Origin of the sequence: Rathayibacter sp. PhB186, from assembly GCF_003751825.1 — a bacterium.
GTDB classification, from domain to species: domain Bacteria; phylum Actinomycetota; class Actinomycetes; order Actinomycetales; family Microbacteriaceae; genus Rathayibacter; species Rathayibacter festucae.
The window spans coordinates 187,720-208,183 of the sequence record NZ_RJKO01000001.1 but is presented as its reverse complement, the minus strand read 5'-3'; the positions used below and the strand labels follow the sequence as shown (position 1 = coordinate 208,183).

Sequence of the window (20,464 nt, the reverse complement as noted above, 5' to 3'; positions counted from 1 at the left end):
GCCGCCCTGTCTCGCGCCCCGCCCGTCCTAGGGCCGGCGGTAGCGCAGCACCGCGGGGTGGCGCTCGTAGGGCCACTCGGCCTCGGGCACCATGTACTGCGTGGTGGTGTAGCTGCCGTCCATCGTCGACTTCAGGGTCGGCGGGCCGTCGAAGCCGATGACGCCCCAGCCCACCCGGTTCTCGTTCCCTCCGTAGACCGGGTCGCCGTAGAAGCCCTGCCGGGTGTTCAGCACGAGCAGCGGGAAGAACTCGAGGAAGTCCTCGTTGACCGGCTGGTTGCCGGCCGGCGCTCCTCCGCTGCCCTGGCCGTCGGACTCCGCGAAGAGGAAGCGCGCCGGCTTCTCCTCCCGCGAGAGCGCGACGAGCACCGCGTCCTGCTGCTCGTCGTCCAGCTCGACGAACGGCCGCCCGTGCGCCTCGGCGGCCAGGCGGTCGAGCTCGACGACGCCCTCGCGGTAGAAGGTGCGGCGGCTGTCGATCCGCTCCTGCCAGGCCTGCTCCTCGAGCCCCTCCATCCGGAGCCAGCCGACGCCGTCCGCCGCGGGGAAGACGAACCGCGTGCCCGAGAGCATGCGGTCGATGAACCGCACGACCTTCGCCTCTCGCGCGCCCGGATGGTGGTCGGTCGGGATGATCCGGGCCGTCGCGGCCTCGATGGTGTCCCACTCGTGCTGGTCGAAGAACAGCGGCCCGTCGACGTCTCGCGTCGAGACGGGAACGGTCACCCACTCTGCCTGTCCCATGATGATGTCCTCTCTTGCCGGTTCGTGATGATGTGGTGCGCGGTGCCGCGCGCGGGCTCAGTCGTCCGACGACCAGCCGCGGGAGTCGACCGCGATGATGCGGTCGCTGCAGCGCCAGGCGTTCGCCATGATCGTCAGCGCCGGGTTGATGCCGGTCGCCGTCGGGAAGAAGCTCGCGTCGAAGACGTAGAGGTTCGGCACCTCGTGCGAGCGGCACCAGCGGTCGACGACGGAGGTGGCGGGGTCGTTCCCCATCCGCACCGTGCCGAGCTCGTGCGAGGTGTTGCCGGTGATGCGCTCCATGTTCACGGGCACGACCTTCGCGGCACCGGCCGCCTCGAGGATCTCGCCGTTCTTCGCGACCTGCCACTTCTCCTGCGCGAAGTCGTTCGGGTGCGGGGTGTGGGTGATCCGGGCGACCGGGAGGCCCCAGGCGTCCTTCACCGTCGGGTCGAGGTCGACCCGGTTGCTCTCGCGCGGGAGGTCGTGCAGGAGGATCCCGATCTTCATCGAGTGGTTGAACAGCTCCCGGTCCGCGTCCTTGGCGGCCTGCCCCCAGCTCGGGCGGCCGGGGAAGCTCCAGTTGACCGGGTGGCCGATCATCGAGGGGAAGATCAGCGAGCCGAGGATGTGGCCGCGGCTGGCGTCGGTCTCGTAGAAGTCGAACGAGCACAGGCTCATGTAGTGGCCGGCCCAGCCGTAGAGCGGGTCGCTCACCTCGCGGTCGAAGAGCCCGACGGAGAACGAGTACTGGTGGAAGGTGGCGTTCCTCCCCACCTGACCGCTGCCGTTCGCGAGCCCGTCGGGGAACAGCGCGGACTTCGACATCAGCAGCAGACGCGGCGTCTCGATGCCGCCGCCGGCGACGATCACCGCCTTCGCCTTCTGCACGAACTCGTTGCCGTCCTCGTCCTGGTAGCGCACGCCGGTGGCCCGGCCGTCCGGGCCGACCAGGATCTCGCTGACGTAGCAGTCGGGACGCAGATCGTAGAGGCCGGTCGCGACGGCGTCCGGGATGAAGTTGATCAGCGTGGACGACTTGCCGGTGCCCGGGTCCGGGTACTGCTGCCAGAACCCGTTCTCGCTGAACGGCTGCCGGCCGCGGTAGGGCTCGGTGACCATGCCCTGCGGCATCGGGAAGGTCGAGTGGCCGAGCCGGTCCATCGCCGTGGCGAAGGTGCGGCCGATCTGGCTGAGCGGCGAGGGCTTGGTGGGGTAGCCCTTCGAGCGCCGGCCCTCCCAGCGGTTCGCGCCGGCGAGGCCGGAGGTGCCGAACTCCCACTCCACCCGGGTGTAGTACGGCTCGAGCTCGTCGTAGCTGATCGGCCAGTCGACCAGGCTCGCGCCCTCGACGTCGCCGTGCAGCGAGCGGAGCTTGAAGTCGGACTCGGTCATGCGCGGGACCATGCCGCCCCAGTGCGTGGTGCCGCCGCCGACGACCTGCGGGGTGGCGGAGAAGTTGGTGACGACCGCCTCCTCGCTCTCGTTCTGGCGGTACGTGCGGGGCTTGAGCTTCGGGTCCTGCCAGATGAAGTTGCGGTTGAGGTACTTCAGCTCGTCTCCGGAGGCGTGCTCGGGCTTCAGCCAGGGGCCGCGCTCGAGGCCGACGACGCGCAGCCCGGCCTCGGTGAGGACCTTCGCGGCGGTCGCGCCGCCCGCTCCGGCGCCGACGATGACGACGTCCACGGGCTCGGGGTTCTTGATGCTGGTCATGCGGGTGTTCCTTTCGTGTCGAGGACCGCGCGGGCCGGGGACCGCGGGATCACTTCTCGAGGCCGTCGCGGCCGACCGCGGCGAGCGGGAGCAGGGCGTCCCAGAGCTCCTGCGGGATCGGGGTCTCGGCGAGGTCGAGGGTCTGCTGGATCCGGTCGGGCTCGGACATGCCGACGATGGTCGAGGCGACGCGCGGGTCGCGGGTGGAGAACTGCAGCGCGGCGGCCGCGAGCGGCACGCCGAAGTCGGCGCAGAGCCGCTCCATCTCGAGCACGCGCGCGAGGGTGCGATCGCCGACGGGCGCGTAGCAGTAGCGCGGGACGGCGCGCGGGCCCTTCACGAGCATGCCGCCGCCGAAGGGCGCGGCGTTGACGAACGCGACGCCGCGCTCGTGCGCGTCCTCGATCAGCGGCACCGCGGTCTGCTCGACGAGGGTGTAGCGGTTGTGGCTGATCACGGCGTCGAAGGCGCCGGTGGCGAGGTACTGCAGCTCGAGATCGATCGGTCCGCCGGCGACGCCGAGGTAGCGGATGACGCCCTCGTCGCGCAGCCGGAGCAGCGCCTCGAGCGGGCCGCCGGGAGCGGTCCCCTCCTCGAAGGTGATCTTCTCGGGGTCGTGCAGGTAGACGAGCGGCAGGACGTCGAGGCCGAGGCGCTCCCGGCTCTCCTCCACGGAGCGGCGCACGCGGTCGCCCGAGAAGTCGCTCGAGCCCGGCAGCGGGTCGACCTTCGTCGCGACGACGACGCCGTCGGGGACTCCGCCGTTCTCGCGGATCGCGGAGCCGATGCGGCGCTCGCTGTCGCCGCCGCCGTACTCGTTCGAGGTGTCGATGAAGGTGAAGGGCCCCTCGAAGACGCGGCGGATCGTCGCGACGGCGACGTCGGTGCTCACCTCGTAGCCGTACTGGGCGGGGAAGCTGCCGAGCGCGCTGGTGCCGACGCAGACGCTCGAGACGGCGAGGTCGGTGCGGCCGAACGCGCGCACGGCGGCTCCGGTGCTGTCGATGGTCATGGTGGTTCCTTCTCTCGAGAGGCCTGGTCAGGCGGGTGGTCGATGGCTGGAGCGGGGCGCCGCGGTGCTGGCGCGCGGCACGAGGTCGGCGCCCACGGCGGGGATGGTGACGTGCTGGACGTCGTCGGCGCCCATCAGGGCGAGGATGCGGTCGACGGCGAGGCGGCCGACCGCCTCGAAGTCGAAGCGGACGGTGCTGAGGCCGGGGCGGAAGTAGCGCGCCTCGGGGATGTCGTCGAAGCCGACGACGCTGACGTCGGCGGGGACCCGGAGGCCCGCGTCGGCGAACGCGGCGAGCAGGCCGAGCGCCATCTGGTCGTTCGCGGCGTAGACCGCCGTGAGGTCGGGGTCGGCCGCCAGCTCGGCGCCGGCGCGGTAGCCGGAGCAGGTGGACCAGTCGCCGGCGAGGGCGGGACGCAGCACCCGGCCGGCCGTGCCGAGCGCCGAGGTCCAGCCGCGGATCCGCGCCTCGGTGGCCAGCCAGCCGGCGGGTCCGGCGAGGTGGTGCACCGTGCGGTGGCCGAGCCCCAGCAGGTGCTCGGTCGCCAGCCGCGCCCCCGCCTCCTCGTCCGTCACGACGGTCGAGCCGGAGGGGACGCCGCCCGGCTCGAAGGCGACCAGCGGCACCGCCGCGTCGAAGCCCTGGACGGCGTGCACCGCCGAGGTCAGCGGCGCGAGGACCACGATCCCGTCGACGAGATCGGCGACGAGGTGATCGAGTGCGGAGCGCATGCTCGAGCGGTCGACCGCTCCGAGCGTGACCAGGTTGGTGGCGTAGCCGGAGCGGCGGGCCTCGTCCGCGATGCCGGTGAGGGCGACGGACGGACCGTACTGCGCCAGGCCGAAGCTGACGATGCCGATGTTCATCGACCGCCGGTTGGCGAGGGCCCGTGCCGCCGGATTCGGGCGGTAGCGCAGCTGGGCGATCGCCCGCTCCACCCGCTCGCGGACATCGGCGGCCACGTTGTCCGAGCCGTTGACGACGCGGGACACCGTCTGCTGCGAGACCCCGGCCAGGCGCGCGACGTCGACCATCCGCGCCCCGCGGGCGCCTCCCGGCCCCGCCGCGCCCCTGGCCACGCGGGTCAGGCCGTCCGGGCGGCGCGGCGGCGGGGGGCGTGCTTCCCGCCGAACGCGCCGATCCTGGCGACTCCGCCGGCGCTGGAGAGGAAGACCGCGAGGATGATCACCCCGCCCTTGATCACCAGCTGGGGCTCGGACGAGATCCCGACCAGATTCATGATGTTGATGATCGTCGCGAGGACGAACACCCCGATCACGGCGCTGATCGGATCGCCCTTGCCGCCCATCAGAGAGGCGCCGCCCACGACCACCGCCGCGATGGCGTCCAGCTCGTAGCCGACTCCGATCAGCGAGGAGCCCTGCCGGAGCTGCGCGGCGGCGATGAGCCCGGCGAGCCCGGCCAGGAGTCCCGACAGCGTGTAGGTGATGATCAGGTTGCGGGCGACGGGCAGGCCCGACAGTCTCGCCGCCTCCGGGTTGCCGCCGATCGCGTAGAGCGAGCGGCCGAACGTGGTGAAGCGGGCGACGAGTCCGGCGAGGATCGCGACGACCACGAAGATCAGCACGGGGCTGCGGACCCCGAGCACCTCGGCGCGGGAGAACTCGTCGATGAAGCGCTCGTCCAGGATCTGGATCAGGCTCGTCGACTGGATGATGTAGCTGAAGCCCTTGATCGCGCTCATCGTCGCGAGGGTCGCGATGAACGGCGGGATGCGCAGCCAGACGATCAGCAGGCCGTTGATCAGACCCGCTCCGGCGCAGCACAGCAGGGTGACCGCGGCCGAGGCCTCGGCCGACAGCCCGGACTGCAGGGTCAGCGCGACGACGACGGTCGAGAGAGCCAGCGTGGAGCCGACGGACAGGTCGATGCCGCCCGTGAGGACCACGAAGAACTGCCCGACCGCGAGGACGGCGACGATCGAGGCCGCCGCGATGACGTTCTCGGCGTTGCGCAGGGTGAGGAAGTCGGCGGAGACGTAGTAGCCCGCGATGATGATCGCGATCAGCACGAGCACGAGGTAGCTCTTGGGCAGGACGCGGCGGGCGAGGGCGCCCGCCGCGGACGTCGGCCGCTGCGTCACCGCCGCGAAGGAGGAGGTGTCCGGTCGCCGCGAGGCGGGCGGCCGGTCGAGGGTGTTCTTCGGCATGGTGTTCTCGTCCTTGAGGTCGTGGGGGCCGGCGGCGCCGGCGGGAGGGAGAGTCGCGGATCGCCCGTCAGGCGAGGCGCTCGAGGAGCGTGGTGCCGCTCGGATCGATGTCGTCGTGGTCGAACTCCGCGACGACGCGGCCGCCGGCCATGACGAGGACGCGGTCGCACATCATCGCCTCGGAGATCTCCGAGCTCGCGAGGATCACGGTGCCGCCGGAGTCGGCGAAGGCGCGCAGGAGCTCGTACATGTCCTCCTTGGCGCCCACGTCGACACCGCGGGTCGGCTCGTCGCAGACCAGCAGCGTGGAGGATCGGACCAGCCAGCGGGCGAGGATGCCCTTCTGCTGCGTGCCGCCGCTCAGGGTCCTCATCGGCTGGTCGACGCCGGAGACCTTCATCCCGAGCCGCTCGATCATCTCGAGCGCGACCCGGCGCTCGCGCCGGATGTCGAGCACCGAGAAGCGGCTGAACATCGGCATGCTCGCGAGGGTGATGTTCGCGGCGACGCCGAGCTCGGGCACGAAGCCCTGGGCCTTCCGGTCCTGCGGCAGCAGGCCGATCCCGCGGCGGATCGCGTCCCGCGGCGAGGAGAAGGCCACCTTCTCGCCGGCCACGCGCATCCGACCCGAGGTCGAGCGCCGGGCGCCGGCGAGCAGCCCCGCCAGCTCGGACTGCCCACTGCCGATCAGACCGGCGATCCCGAGGACCTCGCCGCGGCGCAGCTCGAACGAGACGTCCTCGACGCGGCCCTCCTCGCTCAGCCCGGAGACGGAGAGGAGGACCTCCTCGCCACCGCCGGAGCCCAGCCGCGGACTGCGCTCGCCGCGCAGCGCGGCGTCGGCGATCGAGCCCTCGAGGCTCTTGCCGATCATCGCGGTGACGACGTCGGCCGGCGTGCTGCCCGCCGTGGTCATGCTCGCCGCGGCGACCCCGTCGCGCAGGACGGTGACGGAGTCGCAGAGCGAGTAGACCTCGTCCATCCGGTGCGAGATGAAGATCAGCGCGACGCCCTCCTCCGCCAGCCGGCGCAGCACGGTGAAGAGCTTGAGCACGTCCGGGCGCGGCAGGGTCGAGGTCGGCTCGTCGAGCAGCAGGACCCGCGCGTTCTTGCGCAGGGCCTTGGCGAGCTCCACCGCCTGCTGCTCGGCGACCGAGAAGCGGGAGACCGGCAGCCGGACGTCCAGGTCGAAGCCGACCCGGGCGAGGGCGGTGCGCGCCTCGGCGTTCATCCGCGCCCAGTCGACGCGACCGGCCTTCAGCGGCAGCTGGCCGAGGAAGATGTTCTCGGCCACGGTCAGCGACGGCACGAGGCTGAGCTCCTGGTAGATGGTGTGGATGCCGGCGGCCTGCGCCTCGGCCGGGTCCCGGAAGCGCTGCACGACCCCGCCGAGGGTGATCGTGCCCGCGTCCGGGGCCTCCGCACCGGAGAGCATCTTCACGAGGGTCGACTTGCCCGCGCCGTTCTGGCCGGCCAGGGCGTGGATGCTGCCGCGGCGGACTGCGAAGCTGACGCCCTTCAGCGCCTGGACGCCGGGGTAGGACTTGGTGACGCCCTCCAGGACCAGCTCGACCGGTCGCTCGTCGACGGCGGCGGCGGTGCTCACTCGTCGTCCTTGGCGCGGACGTAGGTGTCCTCGGGGATGAGGTAGTCCGCGGCGTTCTCCGGCGTGACGACCGTCGTGTCGATGTAGAGCGTCTTGTCGGGGCAGGCCTCGGTGTCGCCGTTGTAGGCGGCCACCGCCATCCGGACGGCCTCGGCGCCCTGGTCCCACGGCTGGTTCGACGCGGTCGCGATCAGCGGCCCGGTGGGGTCGTCGACCATCTGCTGGACCGACACCATCCCGCCGTCGTAGCTCGCGAGCAGGACGTCCGGACCCCAGAGCCCGGCCTGCTGCAGCCCCTGGACGACGCCGCCGTTCATCACGTCGCTCATGCTGTAGACGACGTTGAGGTCGGGGTTGGCCGTCGCCGCGTCGCGGATCGGGTCGAGTGCCTTGTCGGGCTTCCACTCGCCGTACTTCGTGTCGAGGTAGGTCACCTCCGTGTCGGGGTGCTCCGCCATGACGGCGTCGAAGCCCTCCTTGAAGCCGTTGAAGCGGAGGTCGCTGAGCACGTCGCCGGGGAAGCCGCCGATGCCGAGGATCTTGACCGCGCCGCCGTCGAAGCGCGCGAGCGCCTGGTTCGCGGCCTCGGTGCCGGCGAGCGAGCCGGTGTACTCCTGGTCCTCCGCGACGTAGCAGAACATGTCGGGCACGAGGGACGCGTCGAGGCTCGAGTTGACGGTGACCAGCGGGATGCCGGCGTCCGCCAGCGAGGCGACGGACGGCCCGACGCCGATCGGGTCGTTCGGGTTCATGACGACGACGTCGACGTTCTTGGTCTCGAGGGTCTGGACGTCGGAGTTCTGCCGGACGGTGTCGCCGTTCGCGTCGAGGAGCTGGATGGTCGCGCCGAGCTTCTCGGCCTCGGCCTGGCCGCCCTCGACGAGGGTCTTCCACCAGTCGCTGCCGCTGATGCCGCGCTGGCTCCAGCCGATGACGAGGCCCTGGCCGGTCGCCTTGTCCGCCGACGACTCGTCGGTGCCGGCCCGGCAGCCGCTGAGGGCGAAGGCCGCCGTGACGAGGAGGGTGGTGCCGACGAGCAGGCGGCGCCGGATGCGGGTGTTCTCGGACATGATCATGCGTTCCACTTCTTCGTGAGGGTGATCGGGGTCGTGCGGGGGGGTCGTGCAGGGGGGTCGTGGGAGGAGGGAGGGGCGTGCGGGGGAGGTCGTGGGAGGAGGGGGCCGGGCCGCGGGGAGGGCGGCCCGGCCCGGCAGGGGCAGGGGCAGAGGGCCTGCGGCCGGCGCCTAGAGCGCCGAGTCCTGCAGCTGGAGCGTCTCCTCGTCGGCCTGCAGCTCGCTCGCCGCGGGAGTGTCGATCGCGGTGAAGACACCGCGCTCGATCAGCAGATCGATGTTGCGCTGACGCGTGGCGCGCTCGCGGGCGAGCCAGCCGGCCTCCGGCGGCGCCTCGAGGTACTGGTTCTTCGGGTAGATCGGCTTCGCGTAGATCGCCGCGTACTGCTCGGTGCGCAGATCCTTGAAGCCGTTGAAGACGCCGTTGGACTGGCGGGCGCGGCGCAGGGCGTCGATGTCGATGACCGTGCTGACGAAGCTGTCGCCGGGGGTGAGCCCCTCCTGCTTCACGATGACCGTGCCCTTGTGGTCGACGATCATCGACTGGCCGCCGAAGAGGTCGTTGAGCACGCCGTCCGGGCCGAGCTCGGGGCCGAGGTTCGGGGCGACCACGATCGCGTTGTTGAACATCGCGTGAGCGCGGTTCTGGACCTCCCACATCCCGTTCATCGTCTGCGGCTCGATCAGGGTGGCGCGGATGATGACCTCGGCGCCGTTCATCGCCAGACCGCGGGCGATCTCGGGGTAGGCCCCCTCGTGGCAGATGACGTAGCCGATGTTGCCGATGTCCGGCGTCTTCGCGACGGGGTAGATCGCCTCGAGCGCGTCGCCGCCGCCCTTCTTCTCCACCCACTCGTCCCAGAGGTCGTGCGGGTTGGTGGTGCCGAGGGTGCCGCCCTCGAAGCCGTCGCTGGTCGCCTTCGCGCGACGGTAGACGACCTCGCCGGCCGGGTCGATCATGAACGCGACATTGAAGTAGCGGCCGGGGAAGTCGTCGTCGGCGACGAGGTAGAGCTCGCCGGCGATGTAGGTGCCGAGCTCGCGGGCGGCCTTCGCCAGCTCGTCGGTCTCGGGGCCCGGGATGGTCCGGGCGAACTTCTTCTCGGCCTCGCGGTCGCCCGCCTTGAAGGCCATGTGCATGCCCTGGATCGCCATCTCGGGGATCACGACGAGCTTCACGGGGTAGCCCTCGGTCGAGGCGATGCCGACGGCAGTGCGCATGAATCCGATGATCCGCTTGGTGTTGCGGACCGCGTCCTCCGGCTCGACGATCGGGATCTGCAGGGGCGAGAGGGCAACGACGGTGTACGGCTCAGTCACGTCAACTCCTTTGTTGTGGGGTGGGATGAAGCGATGTTAGCGCACTATCAGCGCTGCGCAATAGACTAGCTGCTGTTCGCTTGCGTGATTGTTAGCGCACTACCACGCTCATCGAGGTACCGGCGGCGTGCGGCTGCGGGGCGCAGGTCACCTGGGGCTTGTCGAACCGGGCACGCACTTCGACGAGGTGGGGACGCTCATGCTGATCGAGTCGCCCGCGCAGCGGGCGTATCGACATCCGCCGGCGTCGGGACGTGAGTCTGCAGGTCCGCCCTGCGGGTGACGGTGGGTCTCGATACGCCCCTGCGGGGCTACTCGACCAGCATGAAGTGCAGCCCTGCGGGGGCTACGAGCACCAGTCGCGGGAGACGCCGTTGACGCTGCGGGAGGTGTCGCCGGTGCCGAGGTCGACGAGGACGGTCGAGGTGGCGCTGAAGCCGGGGACGTCGGGGTAGTCGTCGGGGACGCCCTCCGCCGAGACGGCCTCGACGGCGGCGAACTGGCCGTTGGGCGAGAGGCAGACGCCGCGGATCCGGCCGGTCGGCGAGGTGCGGAAGATCTCGGTGGTGCCGCTCGCGTCGACGCGGACCACGGAGTACTGGGCGGTGCCGGTCTCGGGCGAGTAGTCGGCCTCGAGCTCGAGGTAGCTCGACGAGTCCAGGAGCAGCAGCTGCACGGGCGACGTGGTCGGGCCGACGTCGGCGGGCGGCAGCGCGAGGGTCTCGACGGAGCCGTCGGCGAGGTCGATCACGGAGCCGGAGTCGGGGTCGGCGACGACCAGCCGGTTCGCGCCGGGGACGAAGCCGCGCAGCTCGGCGTGCTGGCCGAGAGGGCTGATGGTGCCGGGGGTCAGCAGGTCGACGAGCAGCACGGTGTCGTCGAGCGAGTGGGTGACGACGGAGGTGGTGCCGGGGACGAACATCCAGTCGGTCGCGCGCAGCGGGCCGCCGTCGATGCCGGTGATCGGCACGGCCTCCGCCTTCTGGTCGGTGAGGTCGTAGGCGTAGAGCGCGCGGTCGAGCGGGCCGGCGGGCGCGGAGCCGGTGAAGGTCCAGCCGAGCACGCCCTTCTCGGGCGAGGCGTGCAGCTCGCGGACGACGCCGGGGCCGGGCAGCGGGATGACGCCCTCCGAGCCGGTGTCGAGGGTCAGCGTGCGGAGGAGGGTGGTGTCGTCGGGCTCGAGGGTCACGACGACGAGCACCGGGCCGACGACGGCGTAGTCCTGGATCCGGTCCGCCGTGTAGAGGACGCGGGTGTCGCCGCCGGAGAGCGGGCGCACCCGGATCGCGTCGGGCTGGGCGGGATCGTCGGCGGTGCGGTCGAGGGTGTAGAGGTCGGGGTCCTTGGTGGTGAACGCGGCGGAGAGGTCGGACTCGGCGCCGGTCGCGGTGCCCTGCGCGCCGTCGATGGCGATCTCGTACTCGGTGGCGTAGCGGAGGGTGTCGTCGAAGGTGACGGTGAGCACGCCGCCCTCGAGCTCGGCGGTGTGCGGGGTATCCGGAGTGACGCGCACCCGGTCGAGGGCGTCGGGCTCGATCGCCTGGTCGAGGTGCACGCGGGCGCGGCCGCCGTCGCGCTCGACGACGCCGGAGGTGCTCACCTCGAGCGAGGCGACGCGCGGGCCCTTGGCGATCGTGGCGGCGGTGAGGCCGCCGACGGCGAGGACGAGGACGGCGGTGGCGCTCCAGAAGACGCGGGAGAACGCGCGCTCAGTAGACATACGGCATCGCGGGCTCGTCGATCGGCGTCACGACGTCGGGCTCGAGGACGACCGCCTCGGCGCTGGTGACGCTCGGGTTCGCGCCGAAGCCGCCGGTCACCTCCAGCCACTCGCCCTCGGTGTAGGTGTCGGCCCAGCCCGGCTGGTGGATCGGCACGCCGACCGGCTGGGCGTCGACGGCGCAGCAGGTGACGATGAAGCGGGCGACGTAGAAGACGTTCTCGGGGTCGCTCGCGTCGGGGGTGACGAAGCCGCTGACCGTCGCGGTGCGGCCGGCCAGGAACTGCTCGCTCGCCCCCTGGCGCAGGAGCGTCGCCCAGTCGCGGACGGTGAAGGACGCGGTGTCGCCGGTGGGCGCCTGCGCGGTGACGGAGGCGTCGACGGCGCTGGTGTTGACCTCGCGCTGGGTCGCGGTCGAGGCGGTCAGCGCGGCGGGCGGCACGACGAGCAGCGCGACGGCGGCGCAGGCGATCACCGCGAGGCTCCCGAGCGCGGCGAGCCCGGCCCCCCAGCGCCGGCGCGGGGCGTGCTCGTGCAGGTGGTCCTCCGCGTGCCCGTCGTCCTCCTCCGCGCCCGGCACGATCGCGAACGCACAGATCAGCAGCACCGCCGCGACCGCCGCGAGGATCACCGAGAACTCGAAGTAGCGCGGGTGGATGTAGAGGCCGAGGCGGCCGGTCGCCGCGAGCCAGAGCGTCGAGACGACGCCGATCAGGCTGAGGACGACGCCCTTCCAGCGGGCCAGCAGGCGCTCAGAGCGCATGGTTCACCGCCAGGCCGAGGACCGCGGCGCAGAGGCCGACCAGCGCGGTGATCCGCACGAGCGTGCGCGCGGAGAAGGTGGTGCGCAGCAGCGCGAGCATCTTGATGTCGATCATCGGGCCGAAGACGAGGAAGGCGATGATGCCGCCGGGCAGGAACGTCGAGCCGAAGGAGAGGACGAAGAACGCGTCGACGTTGGAGCAGATCGAGATCACGAAGGCGAGGACCATCAGCGCGAGCACCGACCAGAGCGGGTCGCCGCCGAGGGTGGTCAGCACGTCGCGCGAGACGCCGACCTGGATGAGTCCGGCGATCGCGGCGCCGACGAACAGCGCGGGCAGCATCGCGCCGGTCTCCTCGGCGAAGAGCAGCACGCTGCGGCGGGCCTTGGCGCGGACGGTGCGGGAGGGCCGCTCGCCCGCCTCGCAGGCCGCGCGGAACCGAGGGGTCAGCAGCGCCATCGGGTCGGTGTGCCGGCTGAAGATCCAGCCGACCAGGTTCGCGATCACGAAGCCGCCGACGATGCGCCAGACCAGGATCCCGTCGGCCCAGCCGAAGGCCTGATAGGTCGTGACGATGGTGATCGGATTGACGATCGGCGCCGCGAGCAGGAACGTCATCGACTCCGAGACGGACAGGCCCTTCACGATCAGCCCGCGCGCGAGCGGCACGTTGCCGCACTCGCAGACCGGCAGCAGCACGCCGAGCAGCGAGATCACCAGGCGGCGCGGCAGGGCGCGCTTCGGCAGGATCCTCAGCAGCACCGCCTCCGGCACCCAGAGCTGCACGGCGATCGAGAGCACGATGCCGAGGAAGACGAACGGCAGCGACTCGATGACGACGCTGATCGCCAGGGTGAGGAAGTCGCGGACGGCGTCGGAGAGGACGTCGCCGGCGGCGTCGGGCGAGAGGACGCGGAGGAGCGCGGCAGCCGCGACGAGCGCGAGGCCGAGGCCGACCCGGCGGAGGAGGACAGCGCGGCGGGCGAGGACGGAGCGGTCGCTCCCGGGCGGAGTCGTTCCGCGCTCGGAGGTGGCGGTCGCCCTGTCGATCGTCATCCGGACCATCGTAGGCGCCGGGTCGCCGCACGACATCAGCTGAGAAGAGGGTCCCTCGCCCCTCAGGGGAGGCCCCCTGCTCTCAGCTGATGTTGCGCGCGCCGGGCACCGGACGCCCCGGCAGCCAGCACCGCACGGCGTCGCGGTAGCGCCGGAACTCGGCGCCGAACCGCGCCTCGAGGTCCGCCTCCTCGAGCGGGCGCACCGCGAGATTCCAGACCAGCGCGCCCAGCAGCGCGTAGACGACGACCAGCCAGGAGGAGAGCAGCAGCCCGACCGCGACGCCCTGGCCGATCCCCGCGACCGCCATCGGGTTGCGCACCCAGCGGTAGGGGCCGGCGATCACGAGGCGGTTCGTCATCGCGACAGGCAGCGGGGTGCCGTCGCCGAGCAGCGACATCGTCGCCCCCGACCACAGCCCGAGCGCGCTCGCGAGCACGAGCAGCGCGAGCCCGACCGCGCGCAGCGGCTCCGGGAACGCGACGGCGAGCCCCCAGCGCGACTCCAGCGCCGCGACGACCAGCGGGATCACGACGAGCGCGCCGCCCCAGAACACCGCGATCTGCCCGAGCGTCGCCGCGAGGTGCGCGAGCGGCGTCCGGCCGCGGGCGGCGAGCCGGAAGGCGAACGGCCCGGAGGCGAGCCAGCGCGTCGGGATGCGCCCGAGCGTCAGCAGGCAGAGCGCCGCGACCGAGCCGCCGGACGCGGCGAGCATCAGGACGACGCCCCAGCCGGCCTCGCCGGTGACCGTCGCGACGACGGCGAGCGCGAGGGTGACGAGCAGGGTCCAGACGGTCGCGGTCCACGCCGCCCAGCGGAGTCCGAGCGCCGCGACTGCGGAGGCGCCGACGAAGAGCGGCAGGTCGAGCACGGCGACCGGCACCGGATCGAGCGGCCCGAGCGTCGCCAGCCGCACCGCCGGAACGAGCGCGACCGCCAGCCACCAGGCCGCCCCGCCGAGCGCCTGCACGGCGAAGTAGGCGCGCCCCCACCGCACGGCCGCCCCTCGATGCATGGCAGCAGAGTACGGCAGCGCGGCGGCGGGGCACGCGGGTGCAGGATGAGCGCATGACCCTCCTCCGCGTCCGGATGCGCCCGCGCGCCGTCGACGAGCCGCACCGGGTGTCGTCGCCGCTCGAGCTGCTCGTGGACCTGACCTTCGTCGTCGCGATCGCGCAGATCGCCGCGCAGCTCGCACACGCGACGGAGGAGGGGCACCTCGGCGAGACGGTGCTCCCCTTCGCGATGGTGTTCTTCGCGATCTGGTGGGCCTGGATGAACTTCACCTGGTTCGCCTCCGGCTACGACACCGACGACGTGCCCTACCGCCTGCTCACGCTCGCGCAGATGGGCGGGGTGCTCGTGCTCGCGGCGGGCGTGCCGACGGCGTTCGAGGAGGGCGACTTCACGGCGATCACCGTCGGCTACGCGATCATGCGGTTCGCGCTGGTGAGCCAGTGGCTGCGGGTCGCGGTGTCGACGCCGGAGCAGCGGGTGTCGGCGCTGCGCAGTGCGGGCGGATTCTCGCTCGTGCAGGTCGGCTGGCTGCTGCGGCTCCTGCTGCCGGACGAGCTGCTCCTGCCCGAGAGAGGGGGAGTGGTGAGCTTCGTCGTCTTGGCGGCGCTCGAGCTGGCGGTGCCGCTCTGGGCGCTGCGGGCGGGCGAGTCGAGCTGGCATCCGCACCACATCGCCGAGCGCTACGGGCTGTTCACGATCATCCTGCTCGGCGAGGGCGTGCTCGCGGCCGTGACCGGGGTGCAGCAGGCGGTGACGGAGTCGGGCGTGAGCCTCTCGCTCGTGATCGTCGCGGCCTGCGCACTGGTGATCGTCTTCGCGCTGTGGTGGCTGTCGTTCCTGCACCCCTCGGGCGAGCTGCTCGCGCGGCGGCGCGACCTCTCCTTCCGCTGGGGGTACGCGCACTTCGTGATCTTCGCGGCGCTCGGCGGCCTGGGCGCCGGCCTCGAGTCGGCGGTCGCGGCGACGGCCGGGCACCTGGAGGCGAGCGACACCGTGATCGGCGCCGCGGTCGCCGTGCCGGTCGCCGCCTTCCTGGTGATGCTGTGGGCCGTGCACCTGCCCCTCGCCGAGGGCCGCCCGCTCCGCGCCTCCCTCGTCCTGCCCGCCGCCCTCGCGGTGCTGGCGACCCCCCTCCTGGCCGCGCCCCTGGGCGTCGCCGCGGTTCTGACGGCGATCGCCCTCCTCTGCGCCGCCCTGGTGGCCACCGCCCTGACGCCCGCGAGGGTCTGACCCCCGCCGCGAGATGCCACTTGTGCACGCGACACGCCGTGAAAGGCGTGCACAAGTGGCATCTCGATGGCCGGAGAACGACGTCGACCCCGGATGTTCATCCACCCCCTCTAGGGTGACGTCACTCAGGACCGGTCCGCCGGCGATGGACCGGATCCGGTTGCCGCGATCCCGCGAGGGGTGCCGGTCGGCAGTCGCCTCGCCCGTTCGCGGTCGCTCCCCCGAGGCCGCACGACCGCGGCTGGAGTCAGCATGGCGCACCCCCTCACCCCCACGCAGCACCTCCCCTTCGTCCACGGCGGCGGCGCCGTCGTCGGGATGCTCTCGACCTTCCCGCCGACCCGCTGCGGCCTCGCCACCTTCGCCCAGTCGCTCGGCGACGCCCTGGCCGCGGAGCACGGCGCGACGATCCGCACCGTCCGCGTGATGGACGAGCTCGCCGTCCCCGGCTCGGCCGTCGGCCGGAGTGTCGTCGCCGAGCTCGTCGCGGGCGACCCGGCGAGCATCGCGCACGCCGCGGCGGAGCTCAGCCGCAGCGACGTCGCCGTGATCCAGCACGAGTACGGCATCTACGGCGGCCCGGACGGCGACGAGGTCCTCGCGCTGATGGAGCAGCTCACGGTCCCGGCGATCGTCGTGCTGCACACCGTCCTCGAGACCCCCAGCGACTCGCAGCGCTCGGTGCTGGAGCGCGTCGCCGCTCTCGCCGACGCGGTCGTGGTGATGACGGCCGTCGCCGCCGAGATCCTCGAGCGCCACTACTCCGTCGACACCCGCAAGGTCGGCGTCATCGCCCACGGCGTGCCGGTCTGGACGGGCGGCGCCGAGCGCACCGCGCCGCGCGCCGACTCCGGCGACACGCCGCAGATCATCACGTGGGGCCTGATCGGCCCCGGCAAGGGCATCGAGTGGGGGATCCGCGCCACGGCGCTCCTCCGCGACACCGGCGTCGACGCCCGCTACACGGTGTTCGGGCAGACGCACCCGAAGGTCGTCGCCTCGCACGGGGAGGCGTACCGCGAGTCGCTCGCCGCGCTCGTCGCCGAGCTCGGTCTCGGGGACCGGGTCGACCTCGACGGCCGCTACCTCGACCCGGCCCAGCTCGCCGCCGCGGTCGCGGAGGCCGACGCGGTGCTGCTCCCCTACGACTCCCGCAACCAGGTCACCTCCGGCGTGCTGGTGGAGGCGCTCGCCGCGGGGCGCCCCGTCGTCGCGACCGCGTTCCCGCACGCACTCGAGCTGCTGACCGCGCCGCGCGGCCGCACCGTCGCGCTCGAGGACCCGGCGGCGATGGCCGACGCGCTGCGGGAGGTGCTCGCCGGGGCCGCGGGGGCCGCGTCCGACACCACGGGGCCGTCCACCACGGGGCTGCCCTCGTCGGCGCTGCCCTCGGAGGCGCTGTCCTGGCCCGCCGCGGCCGGCCGCTACCTGGACCTGGTCGAGCGCCTCCGGGTGGAGCGCGCGGCGTGACCTCCCGAGTGGACGGCACGGCGCCGGTCCTCTCGACCGCGCTCCCCTACTCCCACCTCGACGCGCTCACCGATGCGGGCGGGCTCTTCGAGCACGCGCTGCTCGACGTGCCGCGGCGGGAGCACGGCTACTGCGTCGACGACGTGGCGCGCGCGCTGATCGTGGTGGCGCAGGAGCCGGAGCAGTCCGAGGTGACGCGGCGGCTGACCGAGCAGTACCTGCGCTTCCTCGAGCGCGCGAGCGCCGCGGACGGCACGGTGCGGAACCGCGTGTCGGCCGACGGCGACTCCCCGGAGGAGCCGTCGCTCGGCGACTGGTGGGGCCGCGCCGTCTGGGCCGCCGGCGTCGTCGCGGCGCGGGCGGAGCTGCCGCTCAGCCGGCACCGCGGGATGCGGCTGTTCCTGCGCCTCGCGGCACGGCGCTCGCCGCACCTGCGCGCGATGACCTCGGCCGTGCTCGGCGCCGTCGAGGTGCTCGCGGCGCATCCCGAGAACGCCGCCGCCGCGCAGCTCGTCGCGGACGGCTCGGCGCTGCTGCACCAGGCGCCGCTGCTCCCGATCACGCCGCTGCTCCCGATCACGCCGCTGCTCCCGATCACCGAGGCCGACTGGCCCTGGCCCGAGCCGCGGCTGCGCTACGCGAACGGCTGCCTCCCGGAGGCGCTGCTCGCGGCCGGCGCGGCGCTCGGCGACCCCGTCCTGCTCACCCGCGGCTTCCGGCAGCTGGCGTTCCTGCTCGCGCTCGAGTCCGGCGAGAACGGCCTGTCGGTCTGCGGAGTCGCCGGCCGCGGCCCCGGCGAGACGGGCGCGCTGTTCGACCAGCAGCCGATCGAGGTCGCGGCGCTCGCGGCCGCCTGCGCCCGCGCGCTGACGATCGAGGAGGACCCGCTCTGGCGCGACGGCCTGGCCGCGTGCTGGGCCTGGTTCCACGGGGTGAACGACTCCGGGACCGTGATGATCGACCCGGTCACCGGCGCCGGCTACGACGGCCTGACGCCGACCGGCCGCAACGAGAACCGGGGCGCGGAGTCGACCATCGCCGCCCTGCACACCTCGCTCGTCGTCCGCCGCGCGGAGCCCGCGCAGGCGGCCGCGGCGTGACGGGCGTCCCGGGAATCGCGGGCCTGCGCGTCGGGATGCTCGCGCCCGTCGCCTGGCGCACCCCACCGCGGCACTACGGGCCGTGGGAGCGGGTGGCGAGCCTGCTCACCGAGGGCCTGGTTCGCCGCGGGGTGGACGTGACGCTGTTCGCGACCGGCGACTCCGAGACCGCGGGCCGGCTCTCGAGCGTCGTGCCGGAGGGCTACGCCGAGTCCGGTGCCGACGGGCGGGTCCAGGAGTCGCTGCACATCGCGCACGCGCTCGCCCGCTCGCGGGAGTTCGACCTCGTGCACAACCACCTCGACTGGCTGCCGCTCGCGCTCGCCGCGCAGTGGCCGGTGCCGCTGGTGACGACGGTGCACGGCTTCTCCGGCCCGGGCATCCTGCCCGCGTACCGCGAGGCGCTGCGGCACCCGCTGACCGCGAACCTGGTCTCGATCTCGGAGAGCGACCGCTCGCCCGAGCTCGACTACGTCGCCGCGGTGCACCACGGGATCGATCTGTCGGAGCTGCCGTTCTCAGCGCAGCCCGGCTCCGACGACCTGGTGGTCCTCGGCCGCATCCACCCCGACAAGGGCACGGCGGAGGCGGTGCGCATCGCCGCCGGCGCGGGCCTGCGCCTCGTGATCGCGGGCATCGTGCAGGACGAGCGCTACTGGCGCGAGGAGGTCGAGCCGCACGTCGACGGCGACCGCGTGGTCTACGCCGGCTCCGTCGGGCCGGCCGAGCGCGCGGCGCTGCTCGGCTCGGCGGTCGCGCTGCTGCACCCGATCGGCTTCGACGAGCCGTTCGGCCTGTCGGTGGTCGAGGCGATGGCCTGCGGCACCCCCGTGATCGCGTACCGGCGCGGATCGATGCCCGAGATCGTCGACGAGGGCGTGAGCGGCTTCGTCGTGGCATCCGCGGCGGAGGCGGTCGCCGCCGTGCCGCGCGCCCGCCGGCTCGACCGCGCGCTGGTCCGCGAGACGGCCGTCCGCCGCTTCGCCGTCGAGCGGATGGTCGACGACTACCTCCGCGTGTACGCGCGGGTGCTGGGGCGCTGACCCCCGCGCCACCCCGCGAGATGCCACTTATGACGCGATTCCACGGCGTGTCGAGCTCATAAGTGGCATCTCGCGCGGAGGGTGTCGAGGTGCCTCCGATCGCGATCCGCCCCTACGCCGAGTCCGACGCCGCCGGAACCCTGGCCGTCTTCCTCGCCGCCGTCACCGAGACGGCCGCCGCCGACTACTCCCCCGAGCAGATCCGCGCCTGGGCCGGCGAGCGCGACGTGCCGACCTGGCACGCCGCGATGCTGACGCGGAACGCCTTCGTCGCGATCATCGACGGCGAGCTCGCCGGCTTCTCGGACGTCAGCGCCGACGGGTACATCGACATGATGTTCGTCGCCCCGCGCTTCCTCCGCCGCGGCGTCGCGACCCGCCTGCTCGCCGAGGCGGAGTCGCAGGCACGGGACGCGCCGGAGCTGTCGGCGGACGTGAGCATCACCGCGCGCCCCTTCTTCGAGCACCACGGCTTCGTCGCGGTCGCCGAGCAGTACCCGGTGCGCGCGGGCGTGGAGCTGGTGAACTGGCGGATGGTGAAGCGGCGCGGGTGAGGCGCGGCGCGGATCAGGCGCCACCGGCCTCCGGTCGGACATCGACGCGTCTATCGTCCGTCCATGCGAGTGGGCGTCTACATCGATGGGTTCAACCTCTACTACGGAGCGCGCCGGATCTGCGGCCGCGGCACACCGGGGTGGCGCTGGCTCGACCTGCGCGCACTCGCCGCGGGCCTCCTCACCGGTCCCGGCGCAGGATGGGGTGCGGTATCGAGCACGCGCATCGTCTTCTGCACCGCACGCGTCAGCGGGGCCTCTCATCCGCAGGGGCAACGCGATCAGGACACCTACCTCCGTGCACTGCAGCGGCATGGATCCATCGACGTCCTCGCTCTCGGGAGCTACGTCTCGCGGGTAGCGACCGCTCCACTCGCGACGCCGGACCGACGCGGGCGACCGGTCCTCAGCACCCCCTCCTGGCCGCTGATGATCAGGGACCGGGACGGAGCCGACGCCCCGGGAGCCACCTTCATGGCCTCGATCGCCCGACGGGAGGAGAAGGGATCCGACGTGAACGTCGCCTCGCACCTCCTGATCGATGTGCTGGAACGCTCGGTCGACGCGCCGTCGTCATCAGCAACGACAGCGATCTCGAGTTCCCCATCCGCGAAGCGCGTCGTCGAGTGCCGGTCGGGGTGGTCAACCCCACTCCCGCCTACCGCGCCGGCGCGCTCGCGGGAGAACCCGGCGAGGGTGCGGGCGGTCACTGGTGGTACGAGCTGACCGACCACGACCTTCGGAGTTCGCAGCTTCCCGAGCGGATCGACAGGCTCTCCCGACCAGACGGTTGGTGACAATCCGGCGCCACGTCGCCGCCCGCAGGCGGCGTTCGGCTATGCTTTTCGAATACCACCCGGCCCCTCTGGGG

At 72.7% G+C, this 20,464-nt stretch carries 18 protein-coding genes; 6 read left to right on the top strand and 12 right to left on the bottom strand.

Going from position 1 to position 20,464, the window contains the following annotated elements; all coding sequences use genetic code 11:
- Positions 1-27: 27 nt before the first annotated feature.
- The 12 genes from EDF45_RS01000 to EDF45_RS00945 form a co-directional block, all read right to left on the bottom strand.
- Entirely contained in the window at positions 28-744 is a 717-nt protein-coding gene (locus EDF45_RS01000; protein WP_123734628.1) for a gluconate 2-dehydrogenase subunit 3 family protein, read from the bottom strand.
- A gap of 57 nt (positions 745-801) precedes the next feature.
- On the bottom strand, positions 802-2,457 hold the full coding sequence (locus EDF45_RS00995) for a GMC family oxidoreductase (RefSeq protein WP_123734627.1): 1,656 nt from the start codon (positions 2,455-2,457) through the stop codon (positions 802-804).
- 49 nt (positions 2,458-2,506) lie between these two features.
- Positions 2,507-3,469, bottom strand: coding sequence for an aldo/keto reductase (locus EDF45_RS00990; protein ID WP_123734626.1), 963 nt, complete (start codon positions 3,467-3,469; stop codon positions 2,507-2,509).
- 27 nt (positions 3,470-3,496) lie between these two features.
- On the bottom strand, positions 3,497-4,504 hold the full coding sequence (locus tag EDF45_RS00985; RefSeq protein ID WP_123734625.1) for a LacI family DNA-binding transcriptional regulator: 1,008 nt from the start codon (positions 4,502-4,504) through the stop codon (positions 3,497-3,499).
- 50 nt (positions 4,505-4,554) lie between these two features.
- Positions 4,555-5,640, bottom strand: coding sequence for an ABC transporter permease (locus tag EDF45_RS00980; RefSeq protein ID WP_123734624.1), 1,086 nt, complete (start codon positions 5,638-5,640; stop codon positions 4,555-4,557).
- Between the two features lie 67 nt (positions 5,641-5,707).
- Positions 5,708-7,246 carry a sugar ABC transporter ATP-binding protein gene (locus EDF45_RS00975; RefSeq protein ID WP_123734623.1) on the bottom strand — a complete coding sequence of 513 codons (1,539 nt, stop codon included), beginning with the start codon at positions 7,244-7,246 and terminating at the stop codon, positions 5,708-5,710.
- Positions 7,243-8,322, bottom strand: a complete 1,080-nt coding sequence (locus tag EDF45_RS00970; RefSeq protein ID WP_243581125.1) for a substrate-binding domain-containing protein — start codon at positions 8,320-8,322, stop codon at positions 7,243-7,245. Before EDF45_RS00970 ends, EDF45_RS00975 begins: the two co-directional genes overlap by 4 nt.
- 168 nt (positions 8,323-8,490) lie before the next feature.
- On the bottom strand, positions 8,491-9,639 hold the full coding sequence (locus EDF45_RS00965; RefSeq protein WP_123734622.1) for a nitrilase-related carbon-nitrogen hydrolase: 1,149 nt from the start codon (positions 9,637-9,639) through the stop codon (positions 8,491-8,493).
- 346 nt (positions 9,640-9,985) lie between these two features.
- Positions 9,986-11,359, bottom strand: a complete 1,374-nt coding sequence (locus EDF45_RS00960) for a hypothetical protein (protein WP_123734621.1) — start codon at positions 11,357-11,359, stop codon at positions 9,986-9,988.
- The gene (locus EDF45_RS00955) at positions 11,349-12,122 is read right to left on the bottom strand and encodes a TIGR03943 family putative permease subunit (RefSeq protein WP_123734620.1); all 774 of its coding nucleotides are present in this window, start codon (positions 12,120-12,122) and stop codon (positions 11,349-11,351) included. The genes EDF45_RS00960 and EDF45_RS00955 overlap by 11 nt, the downstream gene beginning before the upstream one ends.
- Entirely contained in the window at positions 12,112-13,179 is a 1,068-nt protein-coding gene (locus tag EDF45_RS00950) for a permease (RefSeq protein ID WP_123444472.1), read from the bottom strand. Before EDF45_RS00950 ends, EDF45_RS00955 begins: the two co-directional genes overlap by 11 nt.
- 82 nt (positions 13,180-13,261) lie before the next feature.
- Complete coding sequence (locus EDF45_RS00945; RefSeq protein WP_123734619.1) at positions 13,262-14,194, bottom strand: isoprenylcysteine carboxylmethyltransferase family protein; 933 nt, start codon at positions 14,192-14,194, stop codon at positions 13,262-13,264.
- A gap of 53 nt (positions 14,195-14,247) precedes the next feature.
- On the opposite strand from EDF45_RS00945, the gene EDF45_RS00940 reads away from it, so the two are divergent.
- The 6 genes from EDF45_RS00940 (at position 14,248) to EDF45_RS00915 (ending at position 20,319) form a co-directional block, all read left to right on the top strand.
- On the top strand, positions 14,248-15,426 hold the full coding sequence (locus tag EDF45_RS00940; RefSeq protein ID WP_123734618.1) for a low temperature requirement protein A: 1,179 nt from the start codon (positions 14,248-14,250) through the stop codon (positions 15,424-15,426).
- Positions 15,427-15,678: 252 nt separating this feature from the next.
- The gene (locus tag EDF45_RS00935) at positions 15,679-16,896 is read left to right on the top strand and encodes a glycosyltransferase (RefSeq protein WP_123734617.1); all 1,218 of its coding nucleotides are present in this window, start codon (positions 15,679-15,681) and stop codon (positions 16,894-16,896) included.
- Positions 16,893-17,996, top strand: a complete 1,104-nt coding sequence (locus tag EDF45_RS00930; RefSeq protein WP_260311726.1) for a glycosyltransferase — start codon at positions 16,893-16,895, stop codon at positions 17,994-17,996. The genes EDF45_RS00935 and EDF45_RS00930 overlap by 4 nt, the downstream gene beginning before the upstream one ends.
- Positions 17,993-19,039 carry a glycosyltransferase family 4 protein gene (locus tag EDF45_RS00925; protein ID WP_260311725.1) on the top strand — a complete coding sequence of 349 codons (1,047 nt, stop codon included), beginning with the start codon at positions 17,993-17,995 and terminating at the stop codon, positions 19,037-19,039. The genes EDF45_RS00930 and EDF45_RS00925 overlap by 4 nt, the downstream gene beginning before the upstream one ends.
- Positions 19,040-19,128: 89 nt before the next feature.
- The gene (locus EDF45_RS00920; RefSeq protein WP_123734616.1) at positions 19,129-19,593 is read left to right on the top strand and encodes a GNAT family N-acetyltransferase; all 465 of its coding nucleotides are present in this window, start codon (positions 19,129-19,131) and stop codon (positions 19,591-19,593) included.
- Positions 19,594-19,656: 63 nt separating this feature from the next.
- Positions 19,657-20,319 carry an NYN domain-containing protein gene (locus EDF45_RS00915; protein ID WP_243581448.1) on the top strand — a complete coding sequence of 221 codons (663 nt, stop codon included), beginning with the start codon at positions 19,657-19,659 and terminating at the stop codon, positions 20,317-20,319.
- Positions 20,320-20,464 lie beyond the last annotated feature (145 nt).

Excerpts from the sequence above, each read along its gene's own strand:
- EDF45_RS01000 (WP_123734628.1), bottom strand. The coding sequence starts at position 744 with ATGGGACAGGCAGAGTGGGTGACCGTTCCCGTCTCGACGCGAGACGTC.
- EDF45_RS00980 (WP_123734624.1), bottom strand. The coding sequence starts at position 5,640 with ATGCCGAAGAACACCCTCGACCGGCCGCCCGCCTCGCGGCGACCGGAC.
- EDF45_RS00960 (WP_123734621.1), bottom strand. The coding sequence starts at position 11,359 with ATGTCTACTGAGCGCGCGTTCTCCCGCGTCTTCTGGAGCGCCACCGCC.
- EDF45_RS00990 (WP_123734626.1), bottom strand. The coding sequence starts at position 3,469 with ATGACCATCGACAGCACCGGAGCCGCCGTGCGCGCGTTCGGCCGCACC.
- EDF45_RS00945 (WP_123734619.1), bottom strand. The coding sequence starts at position 14,194 with ATGCATCGAGGGGCGGCCGTGCGGTGGGGGCGCGCCTACTTCGCCGTG.
- EDF45_RS00970 (WP_243581125.1), bottom strand. The coding sequence starts at position 8,322 with ATGATCATGTCCGAGAACACCCGCATCCGGCGCCGCCTGCTCGTCGGC.
- EDF45_RS00950 (WP_123444472.1), bottom strand. The coding sequence starts at position 13,179 with ATGACGATCGACAGGGCGACCGCCACCTCCGAGCGCGGAACGACTCCG.
- EDF45_RS00935 (WP_123734617.1), top strand. The coding sequence starts at position 15,679 with ATGGCGCACCCCCTCACCCCCACGCAGCACCTCCCCTTCGTCCACGGC.
- EDF45_RS00995 (WP_123734627.1), bottom strand. The coding sequence starts at position 2,457 with ATGACCAGCATCAAGAACCCCGAGCCCGTGGACGTCGTCATCGTCGGC.
- EDF45_RS00915 (WP_243581448.1), top strand. The coding sequence starts at position 19,657 with ATGCGAGTGGGCGTCTACATCGATGGGTTCAACCTCTACTACGGAGCG.
- EDF45_RS00955 (WP_123734620.1), bottom strand. The coding sequence starts at position 12,122 with ATGCGCTCTGAGCGCCTGCTGGCCCGCTGGAAGGGCGTCGTCCTCAGC.
- EDF45_RS00985 (WP_123734625.1), bottom strand. The coding sequence starts at position 4,504 with ATGGTCGACGTCGCGCGCCTGGCCGGGGTCTCGCAGCAGACGGTGTCC.
- EDF45_RS00940 (WP_123734618.1), top strand. The coding sequence starts at position 14,248 with ATGACCCTCCTCCGCGTCCGGATGCGCCCGCGCGCCGTCGACGAGCCG.